Origin of the sequence: Chryseobacterium gotjawalense (genome assembly GCF_030012525.1) — a bacterium.
In the GTDB taxonomy this organism is placed as follows: Bacteria; Bacteroidota; Bacteroidia; order Flavobacteriales; family Weeksellaceae; genus Kaistella; species Kaistella gotjawalense.
In genome coordinates this window covers 3,218,335-3,232,684 of sequence record NZ_CP124855.1, presented here as the reverse complement: position 1 = coordinate 3,232,684, position 14,350 = coordinate 3,218,335, and the positions used below count along the sequence as shown (strand labels likewise).

Here is a 14,350-nt window from a genome sequence, read left to right as displayed (position 1 = left end):
CACTAATTTTTAAAAAACATCGTTATATTTGAGCTACGTTTGAAAATGAAAAGATATTCTTCTGCCCTCGTATTCCTGTTAGTTTATGTTGGAATTTCTGCACAGCAGGATACCATCAGCATTGCTGCAAAAATAACTGAAAACAGTAACCAGATTTTAGTTAATCAGGAAATAATTTACTACAATAACACGACATTACCTTTAAAAAAAATAAAACTGCTCAACTGGATTTCGGCTTATAAAAACAGAAATACGCCCCTTCTTTCCCGCACCATTCAGGACCGGAAAAACGAAATGTATTTCGCAAAACCGCAAGAGTTGGGCGACACAACAGAATTACAGATCAAAATAGGTTCCTCAGACTGGGCCTATATTTCCGGTGACGATGAAAATATCTTCTTCCCACTTTCTCAGGAATTAAAACCAGGTGAACGGGTGAAAATAGCTTTAAAATATAATCTTCATGTTCCTGATCAAAAATTTACGGGCTACGGAACCGGGGATCAAAAATTCTCTTTAAAATATTTTTTTATTGTTCCTGATTATTTCGAAGATGAAAATCAAAAACCCAAATATTATCTGAATATTGAGGAAAACCAAAGTCCCGGAAACTATTGGAACATTAAGTTTGAACTTCCAGAAAGTTATTTTGCCAAAAGTAATTTGGTACAGATTCAGCCCAATTCTTTTGAAGGAAAACTCAATAAAGATCCTGAATTTATAATTTCGAAAGAAAAAACTGACCAAATAATTACGCAAGTGGATGGTGAAAAAATCGAAATCGGTTTCGGCTATCTTTTAACAAAAACTGAAAAGCAGAATCTGGAGTTCTATCTTCCGTTGCAACTTCATTTCATTAAAAATAAAACAGGAAAGCTTCCGGCAAAAATTTTCATCAGCGAAAAGTTTAAAAAAGACGAAGATTTCACCGGAATCGATGACCTGAAATTCTGGAAATTCCATTACAAACTCTTTAAGGATACTGAACAGACCGACCTTAATTATTTCAGTATTTTAACAAAAGCGATTATTCAACGAACGGTTGTTTTTGATAAAAGCCATGACCACTGGCTGATGAACGGACTAAAGACTTATCTGGAAATTCAATATATCGATCGCTATTATAAAAACAGAAAACTTTTGGGAGATCTTCCGGATCAGCTGAAATTTTTCGGTATGCAACCTTTAAAACTGATGCGCATGTCGAAACTGGAACTCAGTGAAAGATATGGACTCGCCTACCAGTATATCGTGACGCAGAATCTGGATCAAAAAATCAGTGAGCCTTTTGAAAAATTAAGTAATTTCAACGCCACTACAATCAGTCATTTTGAAACAGGAAGTCTTTTTTCCTTTATCGCCGAAAAAATGGGTCAGGAGAATTTTGATGATTTTCTGAAGGATTATTTAACTCAATATTCGGGAAAACCGGTGGATCAAAAAGTGTTTTTAGATGAGCTTTCTTTAGCATCCGGCTACTCGTCTGATTTTTTAGAACGCTTTATCCAACAGAAAAACCGGGTGAATTTTAAGTTGAAACGTTTTACGAAAACTGGCGATAACTTTCAGGTTAAAGTCGCGAAAAACACCAAACAAACGATTCCTTTTAAAATCGAAACAGAAGAAAAATCAGGTAAAAAAGAGACTTTTTGGTTTGACACTGATGATTCGAAGGAAACGGTGACTTATAATATCCCACAATCGAATGCGGAGAAAATCATTATTAATGACGGTTATATTTTCCCTGAGAAAAATTTCCGCGATAATTATTTATACACCGAAGGTTTTTTCTCTAACAGAAAAAGGATTAAACTGAAAGTTTTCAAAGATATTCCTGATCCTGAATATAACGAGATTTATGTGAATCCCCGATTAAATTTCAATGTTTATGATAAGATTTTATTTGGTTTAAATTTTAAGAATGCTTCTTTATTTGAAAGGAAATTCCAATATTCCTTTACTCCATTTTTCAGTTCCGGCACTGGACAATTGGCTGGCTCCGGCAGCGTTGCATACTCATTTCAACCGGCAAACAGCTTTTACCGGAGTTTAGATTTTGGTATTTCTGCCTCGCATTTTCATTATGATTACGATTTAACGTACCAGAAAATTGCGGGATTTGTAGGCATTAATTTTGCCAAAGATCCCCGATCTGATATTCGGAGAAACATTGGTTTTACGTATAATTATTTAGAGAAAGATCTGAACCCGAATAAAACGAACCAAACCGAATACGGAAAATATAACTTATGGAATTTAGGATATGGTTATTCGGACCGCTCCCTAATTCACGAAAAATCTTACAGCGCCAATTTTCAGTGGATGGAAGATTTTCAGAAAATTTCCAGCGAGTTTTCTTACCGGTGGGAATTTGCAAAGGATAAAAAAATCAGTATGCGCTTTTTTGGGGGATATTTTATTTCTAACCATACCAAAAACAACCTCTTTGACTACGGTATTTCCAGGGTTTCTAATTATGCCTTTTCATATGGTTTATTGGGACAGAGTGCCACGACAGGATTATTTTCGCAGCAGTTAATATTAGCAGAAGGCGGATTCAAATCTTATCTGGGAACTACGGCAAACCAGTGGATCACGTCTGTGAATGTGGATTCTCATATATGGCGTTGGTTTAATGTGTATGCAGACGCAGGAGTGTATAAAAACCGACTGCGCGATGCACAGTTTATCTGGGATTCAGGAGTGAAAGTAAAAGTAATTCCTGATTTTCTGGAAGTATATTTCCCCATTCAAAGTTCGTTAGGATTCGAACCAGGCTTTAAAGATTACGGACAAAGAATTAGATTTACTCTGGTTTTAAACTTCAATGCGATTACCAGTTATTTTAGAAGAGGTTGGTTTTAGTCCTGTATATTAAAAAAACAAAAAGCCACTTCTGAGAAGTGGCTTTCATTATTTCTAAAAAGAATGATTAGTTCTTGATAATTTTCTGAGAAACTTTTTGACCGTTTACTTCGGCAGAAATAATATACACTCCTTTAGCTAAAGAAGAAACATCTAAAGAAGTATTTTCCGCAACAGAAGCGGTTTTTACAACTTGCCCGTTAACATTAATGATTTGCACATTTGCTTTAGCTCCAAATACGATTACATCGCGTACATTGGTATTTTTAATTAAATTAACTTTTATTCCATTAAAGTCAAGCACCGCTAATGAACTGCTATATACATTAACATTATCAAATCTTATTGCTCCGGCTGCACCATAGTTTGACGAAGTACCAATTGCAGAATAAGTAGTATTATTTGAAGGGTCAAACACAGCCACTACTCTAAAAGCAAAATTAGGATTATTACTAGCAGTCTCAGGTAGATTAGCAGATACTGTTGACCATGCACTTGGAGCAAGTGAAGTCGGCATTGCTGTTACATTTGTCCAAGAAGAACCATCTGTTGTATATTGCACTTGAACAAATTTAGATGCAGTATTAGATCCGTAAATTTCGATTGACATTGCAACAGTTGATATGCCTACAGTATTTACCGAAAACTGAATCCCTGCTGTTCCGGATGCAGTAGATTGAGCAGGATAAGCTTTCGTTGTATAAGATTTTCCTGTACTTGGGTTCCCAGCGACGTATGAACAATTGCAGGAGGAGGTTCCTGTTTGAATATTCTCGACAACACCACCTATTAAGATAGCTGCTCCGATTCCTACACTTGTACTAACAGGACTGGGACTTGAGTCAAAATTCCATTGAGTTAGAACCGTTTGGGCCGTAATACTTGTAATTACTGCTACACCTAAAATAGTAAAGATTTTTTTCATGCATATAAATTTAAAATTAATATTATTCGAATAATCCAAATTATGTATTACTTTAATTAAAAAATTTTATGTAAAACCCCTTTAAGCACAATGCAATTTTTAACGCTAAGTTCGCAAAGCCATTACACTTAACGAATTTCGCAAGGACTTTAAAATTATTCCTAATTACGGATATATATATAAAAAAAATTAAATTAAAAATTGAAGCAACATAAAAAATTACCATTTGTGGTAAACTTCTATTTCTGAGTAATTCAGGAATTACTTTTTGATAATTTTCTGAGCAACAGCCTTTCCGTGTACGTTTGCAGTTACTATATAAATCCCTTTTGCTAATGCTGTAACATCCAAAGAAGTGCTTTCATTAACAGATGCGGTTTTCACAACCTGACCGGTCATGTTTAAGATTTGCACATTTGCTTTGGCGGTGAACATCACCGTTTCACCAACCACTGTATTTTTAACCAGATTTACTTTAGTTGTGTTAATGTCCCCAACAGCTAGTATCGGAGCAGCAGTCCATGAAACGTTATCAATAGTAACCTGTTTGTCACCAGCTGATGTACCTGCGGGAAAACTAATTTTCACTGTTACTGGACCTGATTTATTAACGATAGTACTCAATGTACCAAGGGTCGAATCTGCACCGGCAGGACCGAATGGCGCAACAGATGATTTTTGTACCCCATCTACAAATACTGCTACAACTCGATCGAATGCACCAGCTATAAATGCTTTTCTGTAATTAAAAGAAAAAAAACCTACTCCATTTGGAATAACGAATTCTACAGAACTTGGTTGATCAGCTCCTCTTAATATAATACCTTTTCCAGAAATTGAATAATCATCCGTTGTTCCCAAACCTTCATTTCTTGAATCAAAATAATTAACAGTTACGCCTGCGGTTTCTCCGGCAAAAGTTCCGTTTGAATATGTTGCCGTCAATACTTTTTGGGTTTCAAAAGTTTCTGCACCTTGTGCATTTATAGTAGCTGCAAATATTACAGCTGCAAAAAAAGAATAGAATTTTTTCATAGTAAAAAATTTAATTGTTAATTGGAGTAAATATAGTTTTTTTCTATTAATTCGCCAATCTTTTCATTAATTAAATGTTAAAAAAGCAACAACAATTTTAAATAGAGTTTTTCGTTACTTTTACACAAATGTTTCAGCAGTTTTGATTCAAAAGGTTTTACCATTTTTCATTTTTATTTCTGCATTAAATCTGTTTAATGCTCAGATTTTCACGTGGCAAAATCCCAATATTTCGAAAGATTCCCTGAAAAAGGATTCAGTACTTACTGCAAAAATCAATCGGGAGGTTTTTTCTAAAGATACATTAGATTTTATCAGAATCCCCGGCAAAACAATTATTGATGAAGGCGTTTTGGTTAAAAACACCCGCACACAAATTCTCGGCGATCTGAATTCCAAAGGTTCTATTATCCGTGGAATTACTTTCGGGAATAATCAGGGACAAAGCGTGCAGAGTTCCATGGATTTACAGATTACCGGAAAACTTTCAAATGATGTTTCCATTCTTGCGTCTATTTCTGATCATAATTTACCCATTCAAGCCGATGGATATACGCAGACACTGGAGGAATTCGACAAAATTTATCTACAACTCAACATTAAAGATCATTCTGTTCTGCGCGCCGGTCATTTGGATTTGATCGATGATAAAACCTATTTCGGCAGATACCAGCGGCGAAGTATGGGTCTGGAATATGAGACGCAGTTTAGAAAAGACAATAAAACCTTCGCCAATATTTCTGCCGGTGTCGCCAGAAGCGAGTTTTATCGCGTGCGTTTTCAAGGCGTAGAAGGAAACCAGGGTCCATACCGGTTAAACGGAAAAAATGGCGAACAGTTTATTACCATTATTTCCGGATCTGAACAGGTTTTTATCGATGGAATTTTAATGAAACGGGGTGAAAGTCAGGATTATGTCATTAATTATAATACCGGTGAAATTACGTTCACCAGTTTCCGACCGATTTTTAAACAGAATTTCATTACCATTTCCTATAATTATACCAATAGAAATTATACGCGATTTCTTGTTACGGGCGGAATTCAGCACGAAAGAGAAAAAGTAAAATTCGGCTTCAATTGGTTTTTAGAAAATGACAATAAAAATGCGCCGCTTTCTTTAAATTTATCTAAAGAAGATGAGCAGATTCTCGCCAACGCCGGTAATAACCAAGATTTAATGTACGCACCTTCCGGAACCGTTTCCGAATATGATGTGAACAAAATTCTGTATCAACTCGTTCAAAATCAAAATGGAAATTATTACAAATTCTCCAGTGATCAATCCCAAACATTGTATCAGGTTGCATTTACTTACTTTGGGGATAATTCAGGCGATTACCGCTTAAAGCAAACCACGAATAACGGAAGGGTTTTCGAATATGTCGGTCCAAATGCAGGTAATTATAAAGCAGTAAGAAAATTACCGTCTCCACAGAAAGCGCAGGTTTTCTCTACCAATGCCGAAGTTCTTTTAAATGAAGGAAAAATCGGAGCCGACTTTTCTTTGAGCAACTACGATATCAATCTTTTTTCCTCTAAAGATGCCCATCAAAACATCGGGTACGCCGGACGTGTTTTCGGAAACAAAACCTTTAGTAAAGACAACTGGAAAGGAACGCCAAGTTTCGAATTCCAACATATCAGTTCGCAATTTCATATTTTAGACCGGATTAATGATGTCGAGTTTTCACGTGATTTCAATTTGGCTCAGGAGTTTAATCAAATTACCCAAAACCGACTGATTTTCAGTTTTCTTAATCAATGGAAAAACACTTCTTTTTTAAATTATAAAATCAATTATCTGGATGAAAAAGATTCTTATCAAGGAATAAAAAACGACCTTGATTTTGGTTTTATAAAAGGGAAATTCAATACCAAAGGAAACTTTTCTTACCTCGACACGAAGGCAACTTTTCAGAATACGAACTTTGTAAGAAGCGGTGTTGCCACAGAATTTTCTGGTAAAAAAGGCAGTTGGGCAATCGGAGCCGGTCTGGAACAGAATTTAAAAAACTTTAATGAAACCAAAATACTCGATGTGACAAGTTATCGCTGGAAAGAAGTTTTTGCTCAGAAAAAAATCGGTGATTCGGCCAGAACAAAACTTTTGGCTAAAATGTATTTGCGGGACAACGATTCTGTAAGAAATAATGCATTGCAAAATAGAAATCAAATTTTGGGTTTCATGGCGGAAAGTCAAATTATTAAAACGGAGAAAACCACTTTGTCAGCTTTACTTCATTACCGGAAATTCTACGAGAAAACGGAGGATTTACAGTCTAAATACAATCAGGATTTCATTGTCGGAAATATGACTTATCAGCAACAGTTATTCAATAATGGTATGCGTTTGCAGGCATTTTATGAACTTGGAAACGGGCAGGAAGCGCAGCGCGAATTTCAATACATTAAAGTGACAGACGGACAGGGCGTTTATAAATGGACCGATTATAACGGTGACGGAATTCAACAACTCGATGAATTCGAAATTGCAGAATATGCAGATTTGGCGCAGTATATCAGGATTTACACCAACACCGTCAATTATATTCCGTCCAACAAAAACAAAATCCAGTTGGCTTTATTTGTAAATCCTTCGGTGGTTTTTAATTCTGAAAACCAATTTCTGAAACGCTGGAATTTTAACCTTTCCATCAATTCTCAAAATTCTTACTTTAAAAAAGAAAAGGTTTTTGTGCTGAATCCCTTTGAAAAAAATGAAGATCAGATTCTGAAAAATCAAAACATTCTGGCTTCGGCACAATTCAATCCTACCGATAAATCCGGCTGGAATGGGAATTACCGCTTTATCGCCAATAATAATTTAATCAATGCGAATTTCAGCAACGAAGAACGAACTCAGGTTTCACACTTCTTAAATATCGGCCATTGGTTTGGCAAAGATTTCAGAATTGACTGGGAAAATTCGGTTCATGCGATTGAAAATTCATCGCAACTTTTTGCGAGTAGAGATTATCAATTACAAAATTTGGAAACCAGACCAAAAGCTACGTATAAGTTTACAGAAGCCATACAGAGCGAATTATCCTCCGCTTTCCGTCAGAAAAAAAGAACAGATGGTGAAGAATTTTTAAAGACTTTTGACCTTACCGGAAGCCTCCAGTGGGACTGGAAAAAAACTTCGGTCCGCGGTAATTTTTCTTTTATTAATAATGATTTTACGGGAAATAACTTCTCGATTGTCGCCAATCAAATGCTTGATGGTTTGAAGGCAGGGAAAAATCAGGTTTGGTCTGTTTTTTTACAGCAAGCTCTGAATTCGTTTATTCAACTCAATATAAATTATGAAGGTAGAAATTCCGGTGAACGCACGATCCACATGGGATCGATGCAGGTGAAAGCGAGTTTTTAAATTATTCTTTTGTTTTATATTTTAAGCCGCAGAGCGGCGAAACATTCGTAGAATTACGATTTAAAACAGCATAGTAGGCCGCAGAGCGGCAAAACATTTGTAGAAAAAAGGACAATAAAAATGGCAGGCGCAGAACACCGGAACATACTACCCTTCAATATCATCAAAAAATTCGAAAATATATTCTTCTTTAAAATCTACTCCATTATTTTTTAAGATCTCAAGATATTCTTCCTTAAATGATTTCTTAGAATGATGATTTTTCTGATTCATTATGTATTTTACAACTGCGTCAACCTGTGATTTTGAATGACTAAACGCACCGTAACCTCTTTGCCAATCGAATTTAAACATCGATAATTTTTCTTTCTTTACCCAGGCATTAGAAGATGTTTTTATATTTTCTACCAAATCAGAAATTAAATCATTCACATTATAACCAATGAAAATATGAATATGATCTGGCATTGCGTAGATAGCTAATAATTTATGTTTTCTTGTTTGAACAATTCCTGTGATATATTTTTCTAAAAGATTTTTCCATTGTTCTTTTATTAATGCCTCCCGATGTTTAGGCGAAAAAACCAAATGAAGATAGCATTGTGTATAAGTATTTGCCATATATTCTCTTTTAAGTTTCGGTGCTACGCACCTTATTTTATGAAGATTTCGTTCTTGGCTACAAAGGTTTAGGTGCTACGCACCTTCCAAAACTCTCTATATTTATTCTATTTTACTACAAAGATTTCGGTGCTACGCACCTTATTTTATGAAGATTTCGTTCTTAACTACAAAGGTTTAGGTGCTACGCACCTTTATCAAACTTCTTTATACTTCCTACAAAGATTACACTACACACTTTCCAAAACTCTTTATGCACATTCTATTTTACGACAAAGATTCGGTGCGGTGTATCTTTTTTCAAAAATACAATTCTTTTACAAATATTAAATGGCTGCATCAATCAGAAGATTACACTCAACCGAGCCGCAGAGCGGCGAAACATTTGTAGATAAAAGGACAATGAAAATGGCAGGTGCGGAGCACCGAAACCCTGTCTTATTAACCATTTCCGTAAAATATTTAAAACTCAATCATTCTTCAATACTTCTCGTTTTCAAAAAATTTAATCCTCATACATCACATATTTCACTCTGATTTTCTGAAAACCTTCCAAATCATTTTTCCAGGAATTTTTAATTTCTTCTGCAGTTTTTCCGGCGATGATCTGTTTTCTCAATTCATCAGTTCCGGCTAATTTATCAAAGAACAAATTCTTCAGAAAGAAATCCTGTTGTGGATTTTTATAGTCTTTATAAGCTTTCAAAAGCCATTCTAAATTCAATGCCTGCAAATCTTGTGGATATTCTGACAGGTTTTCACCGTAACACAATTTCCCGTTCAGAAAAGGATCTTTTGCTCCGGCAGAAGGTTTTGGTGTAAACTGATACGGCAAATTTTTAGTCCAGGGAGATCCATAAATCTGGAAAGGCAAATTGGTGCCGCGACCAACGGAAACCTGCGTTCCTTCAAAGAAACACAAACTCGGATAAAGGTTAATGGATTTATCATTTGGCAAATTCGGTGAGGGTTGCGCTGAAATTTCGTAGCGTTGTTTTTTATGATAACCAAGCATCGGTATTAAAGTATATTTGGCCTGAATTCCTTTGTCGAGCCATTTTTCACCGTTGACCATTTTCCCGTATTCGCCGATTGTCAAACCGTACACCACTGGAACATTGTGCATTCCGACAAAACTTTTCCACTGATTTTTCAGAACCGGTCCGTCAATATATCCGTCGTGTGGATTCGGCCGGTCAAGAACAATCACTTCTACTCCATTTTCTGCCGCCGCTTCCATTACATAAGTCAAAGTAGAAATATAAGTATAAAACCGCACGCCAACATCCTGAATATCAAAAAGAATGATATCAATTCCTTTTAACTGTTCTGGTTTTGGCTTTTTATTCGACCCGTAAAGAGAAACAATCAGAATTCCTGTTTTGGTATCAATCCCGTTTTTCACGTGTTCACCAGCATCAGCATCACCACGGAAACCATGTTCAGGGGCGAAAATTGATTGTATGGAAATATTGTTTTTAACTAAAAAATCAACCAGAAAAGATTTATCTTTCAGCAACCCGGTTTGATTGGTAACGATCGCAATGGTCTTGTTTTTCAGTAAAGGGAGATACAGTTCCGGGCGGTCTGCTCCGGCTTTAAAACAATTTTTATCAAGGTTTTGGGCAAAACTCATTTGGCAAAAACCAAAATAAATTAGCACAATCAGAAGTAAATCTTTATTTTTGAGGCTTAAAATCATACGATTGAATTTTCCGTTATATTTTTCTAAAAAAATTGCTTTTTCCAAAGATAACAAAAATAATCTTTCACGGGTTATTGTCTTTATTGGTCGGCTTTCCGTCGCTCTTGGCGTTATTGTTTCGCTCATCACCATTTCGACCGGTGTAGGGTCCAAGAAAGCCATCAAAGAAAGAATGGCCGATTTCTCCGGGCATATTTCGGTAAAATCCAAGCAATCCAACAACTCGTACAATTCCTCCATTTTAAGTAATGACGGTCTTCAGCTCGATAAAATAAAAGCCCTTCCCGATGTCGCTTCTACCCAAAAATATGTTGCAGTAAGCGGGATTCTGCGGAATGAACATAATTTCGCCGGCATCATTTTTAAAGGAGTCGGCAAAGATTTTGACTCGGCACGATTCCGCAAATTTTTAGTGGCCGGACATGTGCCTGTAATTACAGAAAAAGCCTTTAACAATGGAATTTGCATTTCGCAAAAAATAGCAACCGATCTTCATTTAAAAATTAAAGACAGTATCGTCGCCATCTTTTCCAAAGAAAACCAAAGTCCTTTATACCGAAAATTTGAGGTGGTTGGGATTTATAAGACCGACATCAAGATGATTGATGACTTATTCGTCATTGGCGGAATAAATCATGCCCGGAAAATTCAGGGAATGAAAGATGCCGAGATCGGCGGAATCGATATTTTCCTGAAAAACATTAATAATATTGATGAAGACACCCCAAAAATCGACGAATTGGTCGGTTATAAAAACTATACGGTAAAAGCCACCGATGAATATCCTCAGATTATGGATTTCATTGCGATTTTCGACACCAATATTGCCCTTATTATTACCATTATGCTGGTGGTGGTGATCATTAACATCATCATGGTTTTATTGATTTTAATTATCGAAAGAACCAATTCCATCGGAATGCTGAAAACCTTGGGCGCAACCAACGGACAAATCCGAATGATATTCATTAATTATACTTTAATGATTATGATTCCCGGTTTGGTCTTCGGAAATTTAATTGGATTGGCATTTGTATTCATTCAAAAGTATTTTGGCATCATCACTTTAAATCCTGAAAACTACTATATAAGTGTTGTTCCTGTTGAAATCAATGTGATTCAGATTATATCAATATCTTTGGGAATCCTTATCATTTCTGGGATCTCATTAGTCCTGCCGAGTTATTTGATCAGTAAAATCTCTCCGGTGAAAGCCATTAAATACAATTAAATTTTAAAATTATATCTTTGCAGATTCGTAAATTTCTTATCGATTTTTACGAAATCATCAATAGTAAAACATCATTTAAATCTATTTAAAATCTTATTTTGAAATAGTAAAAGTGAGAAATCAAATATAAAAAAGTTATGAAATACGCACAAAATATTCTTGAAACCATCGGAAATACGCCGCTCGTGAAACTTAATAAAGTTTTGGGTGAAGATTTCCCGGCTTTGGTTTTAGCAAAAGTAGAAACCTTCAACCCAGGAAATTCTGTAAAAGACAGAATGGCTTTGAAAATGATTGAAGATGCCGAGAAAGACGGCAGATTAAAACCTGGAGGAACCATTATCGAAGGGACTTCTGGAAATACAGGAATGGGCTTGGCTTTGGCCGCAATTGTGAAAGGCTACAAATGTATTTTCGTGACCAATTCAAAACAGTCTAAAGAAAAAAACGATATTTTAAGAGCGGTCGGTGCTGAAGTAATTGTTTGTCCAACAGACGTGACGCCAGAAGATCCACGTTCCTATTACAGCGTTTCGAAGAGATTGGGAGAAGAAATCGAAAATGGCTGGTATGTGAATCAATACGATAATTTATCAAACCGATTGGCGCATTACGAATCTACGGCACCTGAAATCTGGGAGCAAACAGAAGGGAAATTAACGCATTTCGTTGCTGGCGCAGGAACGGGCGGAACCGTAACCGGTTGTGGAATATTCTTTAAAGAAAAAAATGCTGATATTAAAGTAATTGGAGTTGATACTTACGGCTCCATTTTAAAAGAATATTATGAAACGGGCGAATTTCATCCGGAACACGCTTATTCCTATATTACAGAGGGAATTGGCGAAGATATTATTCCTCAAAATTATGATATGTCGGTCATCGACCATTTCGAAAAAGTGACTGATAAAGACGGTGCAATTTACGCAAGAAAACTGGCAAAAGAAGAAGGTATTTTCTGCGGCTATTCTGCCGGAAGTGCGATTGCCGCTTTGATTCAGATGAAAGACAAATTCACCAAAGATGATGTTATTGTTGTTTTACTGCACGATCACGGTTCCCGATATGTAGGCAAAATCTATAATGATGAGTGGATGAAAGAAATGGGTTGGTTGTAAAAAACGTTGTAATTTCCCTTTAAAAATTTGGCCGGGAAAGTTTTAAATTAAATGATAAAGTCGGGCATTTGTCCGACTTTACTTTTACCAAATTTCATTGAACCTAATGGGAAAACTCACAAAAGTTCCGTCAGTTTTTGAGTCAAATTTTTTCGGGAGAATTGTTCGATATTGTACGTTTGCGAATCTGACTTTCCTGATTTCCAAGCTTCGAACTGTTGCAACAAAAACACTTTTAATGCTGATTCATCATTGTAAGAAAAATGTTTTCCAGCGTTGGTTTCACTTAAAATTTTCTTCACATCACTTTCTTTCGGACCGAATGAAAGAATCTGTTTTCCGGTCGCCAAATATTCGAAAATTTTTCCGGGAATAATTCCTTTCGAACTTTCATCCGGGAAATTGGTAATCAATAATAAATCCGACTCGTTCATTTCCGCATTTGCTTCTGAATGAGAAAGATAACCTAAATTATTTATTGAATCTTTCAGTTCCGACTGTTCGATTTCAGTTAAAATTTTATCATCAATTCTACCGACAAATTTTATCTGAAAATTATTTCTAAAATCTTGGTTTTCGGAAACCAATTCGTTTAAAACTTTCCATAAAACATTAGGATTCCGCAGCTGTTCCAGAACCCCGATATAACTTAGAGTGAATTTTTTTCTGTGGTCACTTCGGCTCCGCTCGGCGACCGAAACGTTCCGATCAAAACCATTGGTAATACAAAATGCGTTGGCTCCATTTTGCCTGAAATTTTCTGCATCGGAGAAACTCGTCGCTAAAGTAATATCCGCCTTTTCAAAAACCTGCTGTTCGAGGTTTCTATGTTTCTGATCGGCAGATTTCGTAAGTTTTAAATGCTTATAATAAGAAATTTCTGTCCACGGATCACGAAAATCTGCAATCCATTTTAATTGAGGAAATTCTTTCTTTAATTCTAAACCAATCAGATGCATAGAATGCGGCGGACCCGTTGTAACAAAGGCATCAAAGCGATTTTCCTTTAAATATTCTTTTAGAAATTTCACAGAAGGTTTCACCCAAAAAACGCGCGCATCTGGAATGAAAAAATTACCACGAACCCAAATTGAAAGTTTCGATTTCCAACTTTGATTTTCGCCGACATCAAATTGTCCAGCTTTGAATTTCTTATTGTCTTTCCCGAAAAATTCGGCGATCTGGTAAGGTTCCCAAATTTTGGTTTTAATGATTTCTAAATCTTCTGAAACTTCATTTTCCAAAGTTTCGTCAATAATCGGATAACTCGGATTTTGGGGAATAAAAACGGTGGGTTTCCAGCCGAATTCGGGTAGATATTTCACGAATTTCAACCACCGCTGAACACCCGGCCCACCGGCTGGCGGCCAATAATAGGTAATGATTAATATTTTCTTAGGAGATTTCATTGATTATTTGATCCATTTTTTTTACTTTAAAAGAGTTTTTAACCGCAAAAGAAACAAAAGATAAT

General features: G+C 35.9%; 9 protein-coding genes. 4 read left to right on the top strand and 5 right to left on the bottom strand.

The features are described from left to right. Positions 1 to 45 precede the first annotated feature (45 nt). Positions 46 to 2,865 carry an aminopeptidase gene (locus tag QGN23_RS14670; RefSeq protein WP_282904983.1) on the top strand — a complete coding sequence of 940 codons (2,820 nt, stop codon included), beginning with the start codon at positions 46 to 48 and terminating at the stop codon, positions 2,863 to 2,865. A gap of 67 nt (positions 2,866 to 2,932) precedes the next feature. Here the strand turns inward: QGN23_RS14670 and QGN23_RS14665 are convergent, their stop codons facing one another. Together QGN23_RS14665 and QGN23_RS14660 are read right to left on the bottom strand one after the other, a co-directional pair. Then, positions 2,933 to 3,790: a T9SS type A sorting domain-containing protein gene (locus QGN23_RS14665; RefSeq protein WP_282904982.1), complete on the bottom strand. Its 858-nt coding sequence runs from the start codon at positions 3,788 to 3,790 to the stop codon at positions 2,933 to 2,935. Between the two features lie 261 nt (positions 3,791 to 4,051). Then, the gene (locus QGN23_RS14660) at positions 4,052 to 4,825 is read right to left on the bottom strand and encodes a T9SS type A sorting domain-containing protein (RefSeq protein ID WP_282904981.1); all 774 of its coding nucleotides are present in this window, start codon (positions 4,823 to 4,825) and stop codon (positions 4,052 to 4,054) included. A gap of 142 nt (positions 4,826 to 4,967) precedes the next feature. Here QGN23_RS14660 and QGN23_RS14655 point away from each other — a divergent pair, with 142 nt between their 5' ends. Continuing rightward, a complete protein-coding gene (locus QGN23_RS14655; protein ID WP_396127332.1) occupies positions 4,968 to 8,201 on the top strand; it encodes a hypothetical protein in 3,234 nt (1,077 codons plus the stop codon). A gap of 147 nt (positions 8,202 to 8,348) precedes the next feature. Here QGN23_RS14655 and tnpA read toward each other — a convergent pair whose 3' ends face one another. Next, positions 8,349 to 8,822 carry an IS200/IS605 family transposase gene (tnpA, locus tag QGN23_RS14650; protein WP_282904980.1) on the bottom strand — a complete coding sequence of 158 codons (474 nt, stop codon included), beginning with the start codon at positions 8,820 to 8,822 and terminating at the stop codon, positions 8,349 to 8,351. A gap of 505 nt (positions 8,823 to 9,327) precedes the next feature. Continuing rightward, the gene (locus tag QGN23_RS14645) at positions 9,328 to 10,524 is read right to left on the bottom strand and encodes an exo-beta-N-acetylmuramidase NamZ family protein (RefSeq protein ID WP_282904979.1); all 1,197 of its coding nucleotides are present in this window, start codon (positions 10,522 to 10,524) and stop codon (positions 9,328 to 9,330) included. Positions 10,525 to 10,528: 4 nt separating this feature from the next. Between QGN23_RS14645 and QGN23_RS14640 the strand changes: the two genes are divergently transcribed. Both QGN23_RS14640 and QGN23_RS14635 read left to right on the top strand, forming a co-directional pair. Next, on the top strand, positions 10,529 to 11,758 hold the full coding sequence (locus QGN23_RS14640; RefSeq protein ID WP_282904978.1) for an ABC transporter permease: 1,230 nt from the start codon (positions 10,529 to 10,531) through the stop codon (positions 11,756 to 11,758). A gap of 137 nt (positions 11,759 to 11,895) precedes the next feature. After that, positions 11,896 to 12,876, top strand: coding sequence for a PLP-dependent cysteine synthase family protein (locus QGN23_RS14635; RefSeq protein WP_282904977.1), 981 nt, complete (start codon positions 11,896 to 11,898; stop codon positions 12,874 to 12,876). 116 nt (positions 12,877 to 12,992) lie between these two features. Here the strand turns inward: QGN23_RS14635 and QGN23_RS14630 are convergent, their stop codons facing one another. Next, positions 12,993 to 14,285 (bottom strand): glycosyltransferase family protein, encoded by a 1,293-nt coding sequence (locus QGN23_RS14630; protein ID WP_282904976.1) that lies wholly within the window; start codon positions 14,283 to 14,285, stop codon positions 12,993 to 12,995. Positions 14,286 to 14,350: the final 65 nt, after the last annotated feature.

Coding starts and splice junctions, on each gene's coding strand:
- QGN23_RS14670 (WP_282904983.1), top strand. CDS start 46: ATGAAAAGATATTCTTCTGCCCTCGTATTCCTGTTAGTTTATGTTGGA.
- QGN23_RS14665 (WP_282904982.1), bottom strand. CDS start 3,790: ATGAAAAAAATCTTTACTATTTTAGGTGTAGCAGTAATTACAAGTATT.
- QGN23_RS14660 (WP_282904981.1), bottom strand. CDS start 4,825: ATGAAAAAATTCTATTCTTTTTTTGCAGCTGTAATATTTGCAGCTACT.
- tnpA (WP_282904980.1), bottom strand. CDS start 8,822: ATGGCAAATACTTATACACAATGCTATCTTCATTTGGTTTTTTCGCCT.
- QGN23_RS14645 (WP_282904979.1), bottom strand. CDS start 10,524: ATGATTTTAAGCCTCAAAAATAAAGATTTACTTCTGATTGTGCTAATT.
- QGN23_RS14635 (WP_282904977.1), top strand. CDS start 11,896: ATGAAATACGCACAAAATATTCTTGAAACCATCGGAAATACGCCGCTC.
- QGN23_RS14630 (WP_282904976.1), bottom strand. CDS start 14,285: ATGAAATCTCCTAAGAAAATATTAATCATTACCTATTATTGGCCGCCA.